Below are 12829 nucleotides of genomic sequence, written 5' to 3' on the forward strand. Positions count from 1 at the left end.
ATGGCCGCACAACTCCGAGAACTCCGGTCGCGTATCAAGGCGACCAAGTCCATCGGCAAGATCACCAAGGCGATGGAGCTCATCGCGACCGCGCGCATCACCAAGGCGCGGGCGAAGGTCGCGGCGTCCCGGCCCTACTCCGACGAGATCACGAACGTGCTCTCGGCTCTGGCCGGTGCCTCGGCCAACCTCGACCACCCGCTGCTGGTCGAGCGCGCCAACCCGAAGCGCGCGGCGGTCCTCGTGATCACCAGCGACAAGGGCCAGTGCGGTGGGTACAACTCCAACGTGCTGAAGGCGACCGAGGAGCTCCTCACGCTGCTGCGTGAGCAGGGCAAGGAGCCGGTGCTGTACGTGACCGGCAACAAGGGCCTGAGCTACTACCGGTTCCGCGGCCGCGACGTGAGCGAAGGCTGGACGGGCTTCTCCGACCAGCCCGGTTACGTCAACGCCTCGGCTGCCGGTGAACTCCTCGTCGAGTCGTTCCTGAACGGCGCCGACGACGAGGCGGGCAACGCCGACGGCATCCTGGGTGTCGACGAGATCCACGTCGTCTACACCGAGTTCGTCTCGATGCTGACCCAGCGTCCGACCGCCAAGCGTGTCGCGCCGCTCGAGGTCGAGTACACCGAGGACGGCGAGGAGAAGCCCGAAAGCCTGCTCCCGAGCTACGAGTTCGAGCCCAGTGCCGAAAAGCTGCTCTCCGCGCTGCTGCCGAAGTACATCAACACGCGGATCTTCGCGGCGATGCTCGAGTCGGCCGCGTCCGAACTCGCTGCCCGCCGTACCGCGATGAAGGCGGCGTCGGACAATGCGAACGATCTGGTGAACACGCTGACGCGGGAGGCGAACCAGGCCCGCCAGGCGCAGATCACCCAGGAGATCTCCGAAATCGTCGGTGGGGCGAACGCTCTCACCGCAGCAGGAAGTGATGACTGATGACCAGTACTGAAGCCCGTGCCAAGGGGCGCATCGTCTCGGTGACCGGCCCGGTCGTCGACGTCGAATTCCCGCGCGGTTCCGTTCCCGACCAGTTCAACGCGCTCAAGGTCGAAATCGAGTTCGAGCAGCTGCGCAAGACGGTGACCCTCGAGGTCGCCAGCCACCTCGGTGACAACCTCGTCCGCACCATCTCGCTCCAGCCGCAGGACGGCCTGGTGCGTGGTGCCGAGGTCACCGACACCGGCGGCCCCATCACGGTGCCGGTCGGCGACAAGGTCAAGGGCCACGTCTACAACGCGCTCGGCGAGTGCCTCGACGAGCCCGGCTACGGCGACGACCTCGAGCGTTGGGGCATCCACCGCAACCCGCCTTCCTTCGACCAGCTCGAAGGCAAGACGAAGATGCTGGAGACCGGCCTCAAGGTCGTCGACCTGCTGACCCCGTACGTCGAGGGTGGCAAGATCGGCCTCTTCGGTGGTGCCGGCGTGGGCAAGACGGTGCTCATCAAGGAGATGATCACCCGTGTCGCCCGGAACTTCGGCGGTACCTCGGTGTTCGCCGGTGTCGGCGAGCGCACCCGTGAGGGCAACGACCTCTTCCTGGAGATGTCCGAGGACGGCGTCATCAACGACACCGCCCTCGTCTTCGGTCAGATGGACGAGCCGCCGGGCACCCGTATGCGGGTCGCGCTGTCCGCGCTGACCATGGCGGAGTACTTCCGCGATGTGCAGAACCAGGACGTGCTGCTCTTCATCGACAACATCTTCCGGTTCACCCAGGCCGGTTCCGAGGTGTCGACCCTGCTGGGCCGCATGCCTTCGGCCGTGGGTTACCAGCCGACGCTGGCCGACGAGATGGGTCAGCTCCAGGAGCGGATCACCTCGACCCGTGGTCGTTCGATCACCTCGATGCAGGCGATCTACGTGCCCGCGGACGACTACACCGACCCGGCCCCGGCGACGACGTTCGCCCACCTGGACGCCACCACGGAGCTTTCGCGTGGCGTGTTCCAGAAGGGCATCTTCCCGGCGGTGGACCCGCTGGCGTCGACGTCGACCATTCTCGACCCGGCCATCGTCGGTGAGGACCACTACCGCGTGGCCTCCGAGGTCATCCGGATCCTGCAGAAGTACAAGGAACTGCAGGACATCATCGCGATCCTCGGTATGGACGAGCTGTCGGAAGAGGACAAGCTGACCGTTCAGCGCGCGCGCCGCATCGAGCGGTTCCTGTCGCAGAACATGCTGGTCGCCGAGGCGTTCACGCAGATCCCGGGCTCGACCGTGCCGCTGTCGGAGACCATCGAGTCCTTCGACCGCATCACCAAGGGCGACTTCGACCACTACCCGGAGCAGGCGTTCCTGGGTATCGGTGGCCTCGAAGACCTCGAGAAGAAGTACAAGGAAATCACCAAGAAGTGATGTTCCGATGAGCGGCGGGATCAGTGTCTACTGTGGACGCTGGTCCCGTCGTTCGCATACAGGAACCGTTGACTATTACACTCGGTGCCAGCACCTGAGGTGAAGGGAAGCTACGTGGCTGAGATTTCTGTCGAGCTGGTAGCCGTCGAGCGCCGTCTCTGGTCCGGTACCGCCACGTTCGTGGTGGCTCAGACCACCGAGGGCGAGATCGGCATCATGGCCGGTCACGAGCCGGTTCTCGGCCAGCTCGTCGAGGGTGGCGTCGTGAAGGTGACGACCACGGACGGCGAGATCGTGACCGCCGCGGTGCACGGCGGTTTCCTGTCGGTCACCGCGACCGGCGTGAGCATCCTCGCCGAGAGCGCCGAGCTTTCGGACGAGATCGACGTCGACGCGGCCAAGAAGGCGCTCGGCGGCGAAGACGAGCAAGAGCGGGCTAGGGCGTCAGCCCAGCTTCGCGCGGCCGGTCAGTCGGTCTGACCGGGCGACGGGCAGGGGCCGGGCCGTGGAAATCGCAGTGGGAGTTCTCGGGGCCCTGACCATCCTGGCCGTCGTCGTGGCCTGGTATTCGTTGCGGTGGGTCCGGATGCGCCGCGGTGGTGGCGTGAGCGTCGCACTGCGGTGGCGTCCGGACGAGGCGCGGTCCAGCTGGCATCTGGGGCTGGGCCGCTACGAGGGCGACGAGTTCGTCTGGTTCCGCGTGTGGAGCCTGCGGACCGGCCCGGACCGGGTCTTCCAGCGGGCGAGCATGGAGATCGCGGACCGGCGCGATCCGTCCGGCACGGAGGCGTACGCCGTCCCCGAAGGTTCGATCGTCCTGCGATGTGAGTCCGCCACGCAGGAGGCGATCGAGATCGCGATGGGCCCCGGCGCCCTCACCGGCTTTCTTTCCTGGCTCGAATCCGCTCCTCCGGGGCGTCGTCTCCCACGCGCTTCCTGAATCGGTTCCGCGGGCACGTCGTATGCTCACGCCGTGACCATCGTCGACATCCCCGGTTCGAAGTCGATCACCGCCCGAGGCCTGTTCCTCGCGGCCGCCGCCCACGGCACGACCGTGCTGAGCAGGCCGCTGCGTTCGGACGACTCCGAGGGCTTCGCCGAGGGCCTGCTCAGGCTCGGCTATCAGGTTTCCCGTTCCGAGTCGGAGTGGACCATTTCCGGCAGGCCCGAGGGCCCCGCCGTCGGCAGTGCCGACGTCTTCTGCCGCGACGGCGCCACCACCGCCCGCTTCCTGCCCGCACTGGCCGCCGCCGGGCACGGGACCTTCCGCTTCGACGCGTCCGAGCAGATGCGCGCCCGGCCGCTGGGGCCGCTGACCGACGCGCTGCTCGAACTGGGCGTCGACCTCACCTTCGAAGGTGCACCGGGGCATCATCCGCTGGTGGTGCGGGCCGCCGGGATCAAGGGCGGGGAACTGACCCTGGACGCGGGGCTGTCCTCGCAGTTCCTGACCGCGTTGCTGCTGGTCGGGCCGCTGACCGCGGAGGGATTGCGGATCACCGTCACCGACCTCGTTTCGGTGCCCTACGTCGAGATCACCATCGCGATGATGCGGCGCTTCGGCGTCGAGGTCGTCCGGGACGGCGACACGTTCGTCGTGCCGCCCACGCCGTACCGGGCCTGCCGGTACGAGATCGAGCCCGACGCGTCGACGTCGAGCTACTTCTTCGCGGCCGCGGCTCTGACCGGGCAGTCGGTGACCGTGCCGGGGCTGGGCGAAGGCGCTTTGCAAGGGGACCTGGCCTTCGTCGAGGTCCTGCGGCAGATGGGCGCGGACGTCGAGGTGGGCCCGGACGCGGTGACCGTGACGGGGACGGGCGGGCTGCGCGGCGTCACCGTGAACATGCGCGACATCTCCGACACCGTGCCGACGCTCGCGGCCATCGCGCCGTTCGCGGACGGGCCGGTGCGGATCGAGGACGTCTACAACACCCGGATCAAGGAATGCGACCGGCTGGCCGCGTGCGAGGAGAACCTGCGCGCGATGGGCGTCCCGGTCGAGACCGGGCGGGACTGGATCGAGATCCGGCCCGGGGCGCCCACGGGGGCTTTGGTGAAGTGCCGGCGCGATCACCGGATCGCGATGGCGTTCAGCGTCACGGGGCTGCGCACACCGGGAATCACGCTGGACGACCCGGGTTGCGTGAAGAAGACGTTCCCGGGGTTCCACGACGCCCTGGCGTCCCTGAGGGCTTCCTGGGGCCTCTGACTCGCATACCGAAGCGAACATGAGATCTTCACCGACCGGCATTTCTACCCGGCTTCGGACGTGATCCGCGTCTATTCTCGCTCCATGACTCAGAGCGAGGACACGAACCGCTGGAGCCACCTTCCCGAGTCCGTGTCCCTGGAGGACACGATCACGATGAAGGCGATCGACCCGGGCAAGGACGGCACGCCCGACGTCGACCTCGAGCGCTATTGGGCGGCACAGGAACAGGGCTGAACGCGAGCTGAAGGACGCTTTCCCCGCATCCGATGCGGGGAAAGCGTCCTTCACTGCGTCTTACGCGGGGAAAGTCCCCTTCAGCTCGCGCCGCCGGGCTGCCACAGGATGTCGCCGTTCGGGTTCGCCAGCCGCGACAGGATGAACAGCAGGTCCGAAAGCCGGTTCAGGTACTTGATCGCCAGCTGGTTGGTCGTGGCCTGCTCGGCCTCGAACAGCGCCCAGCCGGAGCGCTCCGCCCGCCGCGCGACCGTGCGGGCCTGATGCAGGAACGCCGCCCCCGGGGTGCCGCCCGGCAGGATGAACGACGTCAGCTTCGGGACGCGCTCGTTGAACTCGTCGCACCAGCCTTCCAGCCGCTCGATGTACCGCTCGGTGATCCGCAGCGGTTCGTACGGCGGGTTCTCCACGATCGGCGCGCACAGATCCGCGCCGACGTCGAAGAGATCGTTCTGCACGCCACGCAGCACCTGCGCGATTTCCTCGGACAGACCGCCCATCGCGAGCGCGAGCCCGATGACGGAGTTGGCTTCGTCGACGTCGGCGTACGCGGCCAGCCGCGGCGACGTCTTCGGCACGCGGGAGCCGTCGCCGAGCGCCGTGGTGCCGTTGTCGCCGACCTTCGTGTACACGCGGTTGATGCGAACGACCATGAAGCCGACTCTACCGGCCCGGCGTAAGGCAAATCCGGGCGAGAGGGCATGATTGGCGCCCATGAGCGAGCACTTCGACGTGCACGGCGGAGCACGGCTGGTCGGCGAGGTCGACGTGGTCGGGGCGAAGAACAGCGTCCTGAAACTGATGGCCGCGGCACTGCTGGCCGAGGGCACGACGACCATCACGAACTGCCCCCAGATCCTGGACGTCCCGCTGATGGCCGACGTCCTGCGCAGCGTCGGCTGCGACGTCGTCATCGACGGCGACACCGCCAAGATCACCACTCCGGCAGAGTTGTCGCATCGGGCCGATTCGGCCGCGATGGGCAAGCTGCGCGCGTCGGTCTGCGTGCTGGGCCCGCTGGTCGGACGGCTCAAGCAGGCCGTCGTGGCGCTGCCGGGCGGCGACGCCATCGGCTCGCGACCGCTGGACATGCACCAGAACGGCCTGCGCAAACTGGGCGCCACCAGCACCATCGAGCACGGTTGCGTCGTGGCGAAGGCCGACGGCCTGCACGGCGCGCAGATCTGGCTGGACTTCCCGAGTGTCGGCGCCACCGAGAACATCCTGATGGCCGCCGTGCTCGCCGAGGGCACCACGGTCATCGACAACGCCGCGCGCGAGCCCGAGATCGTCGACATCTGCACGATGCTGACCGAGATGGGCGCGAAGGTCGAAGGCGCGGGGACCTCGACCCTGACCGTCGAGGGCGTCGAAAAGCTGCACCCGACCGAGCACCGCGTGATCGGCGACCGGATCGTCGGCGCCACCTGGGCGTTCGCCGCCGCGATGACCCGGGGCGACCTGACCGTCCGCGGCGTCAACCCGCACTACCTCGACCTCGTCCTCGACAAGCTCCGCCTGGCGGGTGCCGAGGTCGAGACGTTCGACGACAAGGGTTTCCGCATCGTCCAGAACGAGCGCCCGAAGGCGGTCGACTGGGTGACGCTGCCGTACCCCGGCTTCGCGACCGACCTCCAGCCGTTCGCGGTCGCGCTGTCGGCGGTGTCCGAGGGCACGTCGATGATCACGGAGAACATCTACGAGGCCCGGTTCCGGTTCATCGAAGAGATGATGCGGCTTTCCGGCGACGCTCGGACCGACGGGCACCACGCCGTCGTCCGCGGTGTCGAGAAGCTGTCGAGCGCTCCGGTGTGGGCCGCGGACATCCGCGCCGGCGCCGGGCTGGTGCTGGCCGGGCTGTGCGCCGACGGCGTCACCGAGGTCTGGGACGTCTTCCACATCGACCGCGGCTACCCGCATTTCGTGGAGAACCTGAACCGCCTCGGCGCGCGGATCGAGCGCGTCGCGGGCGAACCCGAGCGCGCCTGACGGCGTTCGGTCCTTGTTCCCAATGTCGCATTTGAGTCGCTGAGCGTCTCAGATGCGACATTGGGAACATCCGCCTCCGGACGTCACGGCAGTACGTAGCGAGCGCCACGCTCGAGACGGTGAGTGTCCCCAGCGTGGCGCTCGGGACATGCACATCGACCCGACACGGAGAATGCCGTTCACCCGGCACGACCCACTCGCGCGTGCCTAGCTTTCCAGTACCAGGGCCGCGCCGAAGCCGACCAGCGCGGCACCGGTGACGCCGTCGAGCGCCCGCCGGACCTTGCGGCGCTCCAGCCAAGACCGCACGCGGTGCACGAAGAACAGCAGCGTCAGCAGCCAGACCGCGCCCAGCACCGCGACGGTGTAGGCGAGCAGCAGCGCGTCCCACGCGGAGGTCGTCACCGGGTCGAGGAACTGCGGCAGCACCGACAGGTACAGCACGAGGACCTTCGGGTTGGTGATGTTGGAGAGGAAGCCTTCACGGAAACGGCGGAACCCGCTCGTCCGTTGCTGCTTCGCCGCCGCGACCCCGGTGTAGTCGCCGCGCCACGCACCGCGCAGCGCCTGGAAACCGAGGAAGACCAGATAGGCGGCGCCGACCCACTTGAGCGTCACGAACACCGGCTGCGACTGCGCGATGACGACGCCGAGGCCGAGCGCGGCGGCGGTGCCCTGGACCGAGTTGGCCACGAAGATCCCGGCCGTGGTCAGGAATCCGCCGCGGGTGCCGCCGGACAGCGAGTTCTTGAGCATCACCATCGTGTCCGGCCCCGGTGCGAGGACGATCAGGATGACGATGACCAGATAGCTGCTGTAAGAACTCCATGTCACGGTCACCCACGCTAGACGCAGGGAACGGGGGAGTCTCGCGGATTTCCGTCACAGTGCCGGGGCAAGCGGACCCGTCGCGCGACCGACGATCGGACGCTGCCCCCGCTCGGGAACGGCGGGTAATGTGCGATGCCATGCATGAGGGGCAGATCGACCTCCTCCCAGGCGAACGCGTCATCTGGGCCGGACAGCCGGTGCGCAGGCCCCTCTTCAATCCCGGCGACTACTTCAACGTCCCCGTCGGCCTCCTCCTGCTCGGCGGCGTCACGCTGTTCTTCTCCGCCAACCACGAGACGGCGTTCCACCAGGCCGCGTGGGTCGTGCTCACCGTCGCGGGCGTGTTCCATCTCGTCGGCAGGCCGCTGATCCGCTACCTCAGGCTGGCCTCGACCACCTACGCCGTGACGGACGGCCGGGTCATCGCGACCAGTTCGCTGGTCCGCCGCAAGGAGGACTCCGTGGAGCTGGCCGGGCTCGCGGATCCCGTCGTCACCCCGGGACCCGGCAAGACCGGGACGATCACGTTCGGCAGGCTCGGCGTGCTGGCGTGGGCGTCGGCGAACTTCGGCGCGGGCTCCGGGAAGGACCGCGAGCCGCCGGTCATCCTCGTGGGGGTCAGCGAGGTGGCGAAGGTGCGGGAAAAGCTCGCGAAAGCCGTTGACGAGGCACGACAGCGCCAGCAGCCCCCGGAGGTCCAGGCCGTCGGAGAATGACCCGACTGTGTCTGATTCAACTGCGCGAGCGATGTTACCGGCCGGTACACTCAGGCGGTCGTCCAGCGCCGGAGGTGTACCGTGCCCTATCCCACGGACCGTGAACGGGACCGCCCCTGGGTGATGCGGACCTATGCGGGCCACTCGTCCGCGGCCGCGTCCAACGAGCTGTACCGGCGCAACCTCGCCAAGGGGCAGACCGGGCTCTCGGTCGCCTTCGACCTGCCCACGCAGACCGGCTACGACCCGGACCACCAGCTGTCCAAGGGCGAGGTCGGCAAGGTCGGCGTCCCGGTCTCGCACATCGGCGACATGCGGCGGCTTTTCGACGGGATCCCGCTCGCCGAGGCCAACACGTCGATGACGATCAACGCGCCCGCCATGTGGCTGCTGGCGCTCTACGTCTCCGTGGCGCGAGAGCAGGCCGAAGCCGAAGGGCGCGACGTCGACGAGGTGCTGGCCAAGCTCACCGGCACCACGCAGAACGACATCATCAAGGAATACCTCTCCCGCGGCACCTACATCTTCCCGCCGGGCCCGAGTCTCCGCCTGATCACCGACATGATCGCGTGGACCGTGCACCACGTGCCCAAGTGGAACCCGATCAACATCTGCAGCTACCACTTGCAGGAGGCCGGCGCGACGCCGACGCAAGAGGTCGCGTACGCGTTGTGCACCGCCATCGCCGTCCTCGACGCCGTCCGGGATTCCGGGCAGGTCGAGCAGGCCGACATGGCCAAGGTGGTCGCGCGGATCTCCTTCTTCGTCAACGCCGGTGTCCGGTTCGTCGAAGAGATGTCGAAGATGCGCGCGTTCACCGCGCTCTGGGACGAGATCACCCGGGATCGTTACGGCGTAACGGATCCCAAGGCACGGCGACTGCGGTACGGCGTTCAGGTCAACTCGCTGGGCCTGACCGAGGCGCAGCCGGAGAACAACGTCCAGCGCATCGTGCTGGAAATGCTCGCGGTCTCCCTTTCCCGCGGCGCCAGGGCGCGCGCGATCCAGCTGCCCGCTTGGAACGAGGCGCTCGGCCTGCCCCGGCCGTGGGATCAGCAGTGGGCGCTGCGGATGCAGCAGGTGCTGGCGTTCGAGACCGATCTGCTGGAGTACGAGGACATCTTCGACGGCTCGCACGTCATCCAGGCCAAGGTCGACGAGATCATGGCGGGCGCGCGTGAGGAGATCGCCCGGGTGCAGGATCTCGGCGGCGCGGTCACGGCCGTCGAGAGCGGCTACATGAAGTCGCAGCTCGTCGCGTCGCTCGCGGAACTCCGGCGCGGGATGGAGAACGGCGAGCGGATCCTGGTCGGGGTCAACAAGTTCGAGACCACCGAACCCTCACCTCTGCAAGCCGAAGGCGCCAAGGCGATCGAGACGATCGACCCGGCCGTCGAGAAGCAGGCCGTCACCGCGATCGAGGAATGGCGGACGCGTCGCGACAACGCGGCCGCCGAGGCTTCGCTGGAGAAGCTGAAGGCCATCGCGAAGACGTCGGAGAACCTGTTCGAGGCCACGATCGACTGTGCTCGCGCCGGGGTCACCACCGGCGAATGGTCGGGTGCGCTGCGGGAGGTCTTCGGCGAATACCGGGCTCCCACCGGGGTTTCCGCCTCGGCGGCCGCGGGCGAGGGCAACGAGGAGATCCGCCGGGTCCGCGACAGGGTCAAGACGACGAGCACCGAAATCGGCGAACGGCTGCGGATCCTGGTCGGCAAACCCGGTCTGGACGGCCATTCCAACGGCGCCGAGCAGGTGGCCGTGCGGGCGCGCGACGTCGGTTTCGAAGTGGTGTACCAGGGCATCCGGCTCACCCCGGAGCAGATCGTCGCGGCCGCCGTCCAGGAGGGCGTGCACGTGGTCGGGCTTTCGGTGCTCTCGGGTTCGCACCTCGAAGTCGTGCCGCAGGTCGTGGACGGGCTGCGGCACGCGGGCGCGGGCGACATCCCGGTCATCGTCGGCGGCATCATCCCGCCCGACGACGAGAAGCTCCTGCTGGAGCGGGGAATCGCGAAGGTGTTCACGCCGAAGGACTACGAACTCACCGACATCATGGACGGAATTGTCGGATTGGTGCGGGAGCGCCATGGCCTGAGCACGTAAAGTCACCGTAAATCTCGGTACCGTAACGGCAGGTGGTTCGTCACCCGCTCACACTGCCCGCGCAAAGGTACCCACCTACGTTTCGATTAAACCGATTAATCGAAAAGAGGTGCCGCTATGGTGCACGGCGAGTGGTCGAGGCGGGAGTTCTTCCGGCGGTCCGCGGTCCTGGGGGCGGTGACGATCGGCGGTCCGGTTCTGTTGTCCGCCTGCACATCGACGTCTTCGGGCGACGCGCTCCAGGCTGCCAAGGACGCGAAGAAGATCAAGATCGGTATCGCGAACGAAGCGCCATACGGATTCACGGACCAGAGCGGCAAGGTGACCGGTGAAGCGCCGGAAGTCGCCCGCGCCGTCTTCAAGGCCATGGGCATCGACAACGTGGAAGCCGAAGCGGTCTCGTTCGACCAGCTGATCCCCGCGCTCAACGCCAGGAAGTACGACCTCGTCGCGGCCGGGATGAACATCAAGAAGGAGCGGTGCGACGCCGCGGCCTTCTCGATCCCCGACTACTCGGCGCTGACGGCTTTGCTGGTACCCAAGGGGAATCCGCAGCAGGTGCTGAAGTTCGAGGACATCGCGGCCAAGAAGGTCAAGGTCGCGGTGCTCTCGGCGGCGGTGGAAAAGGGGTACGCCACCGATTCCGGGGTCGCCGAGGACCAGATCGTCACCCTCGATTCACAGGACAACATGCTCCGCGCGGTCACCGACGGCCGGGTCTACTGCGCCGCGCTCACCGACATCTCCCTCAAGGATGTCCTGGCGAAGAGCCCGGGCGCCGCGGCGGAAGTGACCCCGGGCTTCGATCCGGTCAAGGACGGGAAGCCGGTCGTCTCCGCCGGCGCGTTCGTCTTCCGCAAGGACGACAACCCGCTGCGCGAGGCGTTCAACGCCGAACTCAAGAAACTGCACGACAGCGGCGAATGGACCAAGATCGTGACGCCGTTCGGGTTCTCGGCGGACAACCTGCCGAAGGCCGACGTGACCACCGAGAAACTCTGCGCGGTGTGACGGGGCGGACGTCATGTCGTCGTCGGTATCGCACATCGTCACAACCGTCCTCAGTGGACTGACCGCGACCGTCACCGCCGCGCTCGGCGGGATCGCGCTCACCATGGTGCTCTCCCTGGTCGCCGGTCTCGCGCTGAGATCGCCCTCCCGGGTGGTGCGCGGGATCTCCCGCGTCTACGTCGAGATCTTCCGCGGCACCTCGGAAGTCGTCCAATTGTTCTGGCTCTACTTCGTGCTCCCGGTGCTGGTCGGCCTCCAGCTGGTGCCGATGTTCGCCGGAATCCTGGTGCTGGGCCTCAACCACGGCGCCTATGGCGCGGAGATCGTCCGCGGCGCGGTGAATTCCGTACCGCGGGCGCAGTTCGAGGGCGCCGTCGCGCTCAACCTGACCCCCGCGCAGCGGATGCGGCGGGTGATCCTGCCGCAGGCGTTCGCGGAAATGCTGCCACCGTTCAACAATCTCTTCATCCAGTTGCTGAAGAGCACCGCCCTGCTGTCGTTCATCGCCGTCCCGGAGATGGCGCGCCAAGGCGAACTGCTGCGGCCGGTGTTCAGTGCCGAGATCGGCTGGATCTACGGCACCGAACTCGTGCTCTATCTCCTGCTCGCGCTGCTGATCACCGGCGGGATGCGGCTGCTGGAACGGTTCGCGGCACGACGTCTCGGCCGGGCCCCGGCCAAGATGACCGCCGCCGCGGGAGGTGTGTGATGGACTGGAGCTGGGAAGCGGCCGCGAATTCGGTTCCGCTGCTGTTGGAAGGGCTTCTCGTCACCATCGAGATCACCCTGCTCGGCTCGGTGGTCGCGTACGTGCTCGGCCTGGTGTTCGCGCTGCTCCGCCGCACGGGGATTCCCGTGCTGTCCCAGGCGGTCGTGCTGTTCATCGAGTTCGTCCGCAGCACGCCGTTGCTGATCCAGGTGTTCGTCCTCTACTACGTGATCCAGCCGGTGGGCGGGATGACGCTGTCCCCGTTCGTCACCGGTGTCATCGCGCTCGGCGTGCATTACGCGACCTACTCGGCCGAGGTCTACCGGGCCGGGATCGAGGCCGTCCCGAAAGGACAGTGGGAGGCCGCGACCGCGCTGAACCTGCCGAGGTCGCGGGTGTGGACCGCGGTGGTGCTGCCGCAGGCGGTGCCGAGGGTGCTGCCCGCGCTCGGCAACTACACGATCTCGATGTTCAAGGAAACCCCGCTGCTGCTGGCGATCGGCGTCGTCGACGTGCTGGCGAGGGCGAAGGAGGTCGGTGCCGAAACGTTCCGCGTCACCGAGCCCTACACCCTGGCCGGGGTGCTGTTCCTGCTGGTGAGCCTGCCGGCTTCGATTCTGGTGAGAAGGTTGGAGCGACGTGCCGCCCACAGTTGATTCCC

14 protein-coding genes are annotated in these 12829 nt (G+C 67.7%); 12 read left to right on the forward strand and 2 right to left on the reverse strand.

All coding sequences use genetic code 11. From position 1 onward, the window contains the following. The 6 genes from B0293_RS07565 to B0293_RS07590 all read left to right on the forward strand — a co-directional run bounded on the left by B0293_RS07565 (position 1) and on the right by B0293_RS07590 (position 4809). Positions 1-939 (forward strand): F0F1 ATP synthase subunit gamma, encoded by a 939-nt coding sequence (locus tag B0293_RS07565; RefSeq protein ID WP_005150347.1) that lies wholly within the window; start codon positions 1-3, stop codon positions 937-939. Beyond that, on the forward strand, positions 939-2363 hold the full coding sequence (gene atpD / locus B0293_RS07570) for a F0F1 ATP synthase subunit beta (RefSeq protein ID WP_005150346.1): 1425 nt from the start codon (positions 939-941) through the stop codon (positions 2361-2363). The genes B0293_RS07565 and atpD overlap by 1 nt, the downstream gene beginning before the upstream one ends. Positions 2364-2477: 114 nt before the next feature. Next, positions 2478-2843: a F0F1 ATP synthase subunit epsilon gene (locus B0293_RS07575; protein WP_005150340.1), complete on the forward strand. Its 366-nt coding sequence runs from the start codon at positions 2478-2480 to the stop codon at positions 2841-2843. 25 nt (positions 2844-2868) lie between these two features. Further along, positions 2869-3303: a DUF2550 domain-containing protein gene (locus B0293_RS07580; protein ID WP_039915170.1), complete on the forward strand. Its 435-nt coding sequence runs from the start codon at positions 2869-2871 to the stop codon at positions 3301-3303. Positions 3304-3336: 33 nt separating this feature from the next. After that, positions 3337-4572, forward strand: coding sequence for a 3-phosphoshikimate 1-carboxyvinyltransferase (aroA, locus tag B0293_RS07585; protein ID WP_005150326.1), 1236 nt, complete (start codon positions 3337-3339; stop codon positions 4570-4572). A gap of 84 nt (positions 4573-4656) precedes the next feature. Continuing rightward, a complete protein-coding gene (locus B0293_RS07590) occupies positions 4657-4809 on the forward strand; it encodes a hypothetical protein (RefSeq protein ID WP_005150324.1) in 153 nt (50 codons plus the stop codon). An 80-nt stretch (positions 4810-4889) separates the two neighbouring features. Here B0293_RS07590 and B0293_RS07595 read toward each other — a convergent pair whose 3' ends face one another. Continuing rightward, the gene (locus tag B0293_RS07595) at positions 4890-5462 is read right to left on the reverse strand and encodes a cob(I)yrinic acid a,c-diamide adenosyltransferase (protein ID WP_005150323.1); all 573 of its coding nucleotides are present in this window, start codon (positions 5460-5462) and stop codon (positions 4890-4892) included. Between the two features lie 61 nt (positions 5463-5523). Here B0293_RS07595 and murA point away from each other — a divergent pair, with 61 nt between their 5' ends. Next, positions 5524-6798: a UDP-N-acetylglucosamine 1-carboxyvinyltransferase gene (gene murA / locus B0293_RS07600; RefSeq protein ID WP_005150322.1), complete on the forward strand. Its 1275-nt coding sequence runs from the start codon at positions 5524-5526 to the stop codon at positions 6796-6798. A 207-nt stretch (positions 6799-7005) separates the two neighbouring features. On the opposite strand, the gene B0293_RS07605 is transcribed toward murA, so the two are convergent. Then, positions 7006-7638, reverse strand: a complete 633-nt coding sequence (locus B0293_RS07605; protein WP_005150321.1) for a LysE family translocator — start codon at positions 7636-7638, stop codon at positions 7006-7008. Positions 7639-7766: 128 nt separating this feature from the next. Here B0293_RS07605 and B0293_RS07610 point away from each other — a divergent pair, with 128 nt between their 5' ends. From B0293_RS07610 to ehuD, 5 genes are all read left to right on the forward strand, one after another. Beyond that, a complete protein-coding gene (locus B0293_RS07610; RefSeq protein ID WP_005150318.1) occupies positions 7767-8345 on the forward strand; it encodes a YdbT family protein in 579 nt (192 codons plus the stop codon). An 81-nt stretch (positions 8346-8426) separates the two neighbouring features. After that, positions 8427-10448, forward strand: a complete 2022-nt coding sequence (locus B0293_RS07615) for a protein meaA (RefSeq protein ID WP_077241262.1) — start codon at positions 8427-8429, stop codon at positions 10446-10448. A 117-nt stretch (positions 10449-10565) separates the two neighbouring features. After that, positions 10566-11459 carry an ectoine/hydroxyectoine ABC transporter substrate-binding protein EhuB gene (ehuB, locus tag B0293_RS07620; protein WP_005150314.1) on the forward strand — a complete coding sequence of 298 codons (894 nt, stop codon included), beginning with the start codon at positions 10566-10568 and terminating at the stop codon, positions 11457-11459. Between the two features lie 13 nt (positions 11460-11472). Beyond that, positions 11473-12168 carry an ectoine/hydroxyectoine ABC transporter permease subunit EhuC gene (ehuC, locus tag B0293_RS07625; protein WP_005150313.1) on the forward strand — a complete coding sequence of 232 codons (696 nt, stop codon included), beginning with the start codon at positions 11473-11475 and terminating at the stop codon, positions 12166-12168. Then, positions 12168-12824, forward strand: coding sequence for an ectoine/hydroxyectoine ABC transporter permease subunit EhuD (gene ehuD / locus B0293_RS07630; protein ID WP_005150310.1), 657 nt, complete (start codon positions 12168-12170; stop codon positions 12822-12824). The genes ehuC and ehuD overlap by 1 nt, the downstream gene beginning before the upstream one ends. The last annotated feature ends 5 nt before the right edge of the window (positions 12825-12829 follow it).

It is taken from the genome of Amycolatopsis azurea DSM 43854 (assembly GCF_001995215.1).
Taxonomy (GTDB): Bacteria; Actinomycetota; Actinomycetes; order Mycobacteriales; family Pseudonocardiaceae; genus Amycolatopsis; species Amycolatopsis azurea.

What these genes read in the sequence shown, in the direction of transcription:
- B0293_RS07610 (WP_005150318.1), top strand. Translation starts at nt 7,767, where the DNA reads ATGCATGAGGGGCAGATCGACCTCCTCCCAGGCGAACGCGTCATCTGG.
- B0293_RS07565 (WP_005150347.1), top strand. Translation starts at nt 1, where the DNA reads ATGGCCGCACAACTCCGAGAACTCCGGTCGCGTATCAAGGCGACCAAG.
- ehuD (WP_005150310.1), top strand. Translation starts at nt 12,168, where the DNA reads ATGGACTGGAGCTGGGAAGCGGCCGCGAATTCGGTTCCGCTGCTGTTG.
- ehuB (WP_005150314.1), top strand. Translation starts at nt 10,566, where the DNA reads ATGGTGCACGGCGAGTGGTCGAGGCGGGAGTTCTTCCGGCGGTCCGCG.
- B0293_RS07590 (WP_005150324.1), top strand. Translation starts at nt 4,657, where the DNA reads ATGACTCAGAGCGAGGACACGAACCGCTGGAGCCACCTTCCCGAGTCC.
- atpD (WP_005150346.1), top strand. Translation starts at nt 939, where the DNA reads ATGACCAGTACTGAAGCCCGTGCCAAGGGGCGCATCGTCTCGGTGACC.
- B0293_RS07595 (WP_005150323.1), bottom strand. Translation starts at nt 5,462, where the DNA reads ATGGTCGTTCGCATCAACCGCGTGTACACGAAGGTCGGCGACAACGGC.
- murA (WP_005150322.1), top strand. Translation starts at nt 5,524, where the DNA reads ATGAGCGAGCACTTCGACGTGCACGGCGGAGCACGGCTGGTCGGCGAG.
- ehuC (WP_005150313.1), top strand. Translation starts at nt 11,473, where the DNA reads ATGTCGTCGTCGGTATCGCACATCGTCACAACCGTCCTCAGTGGACTG.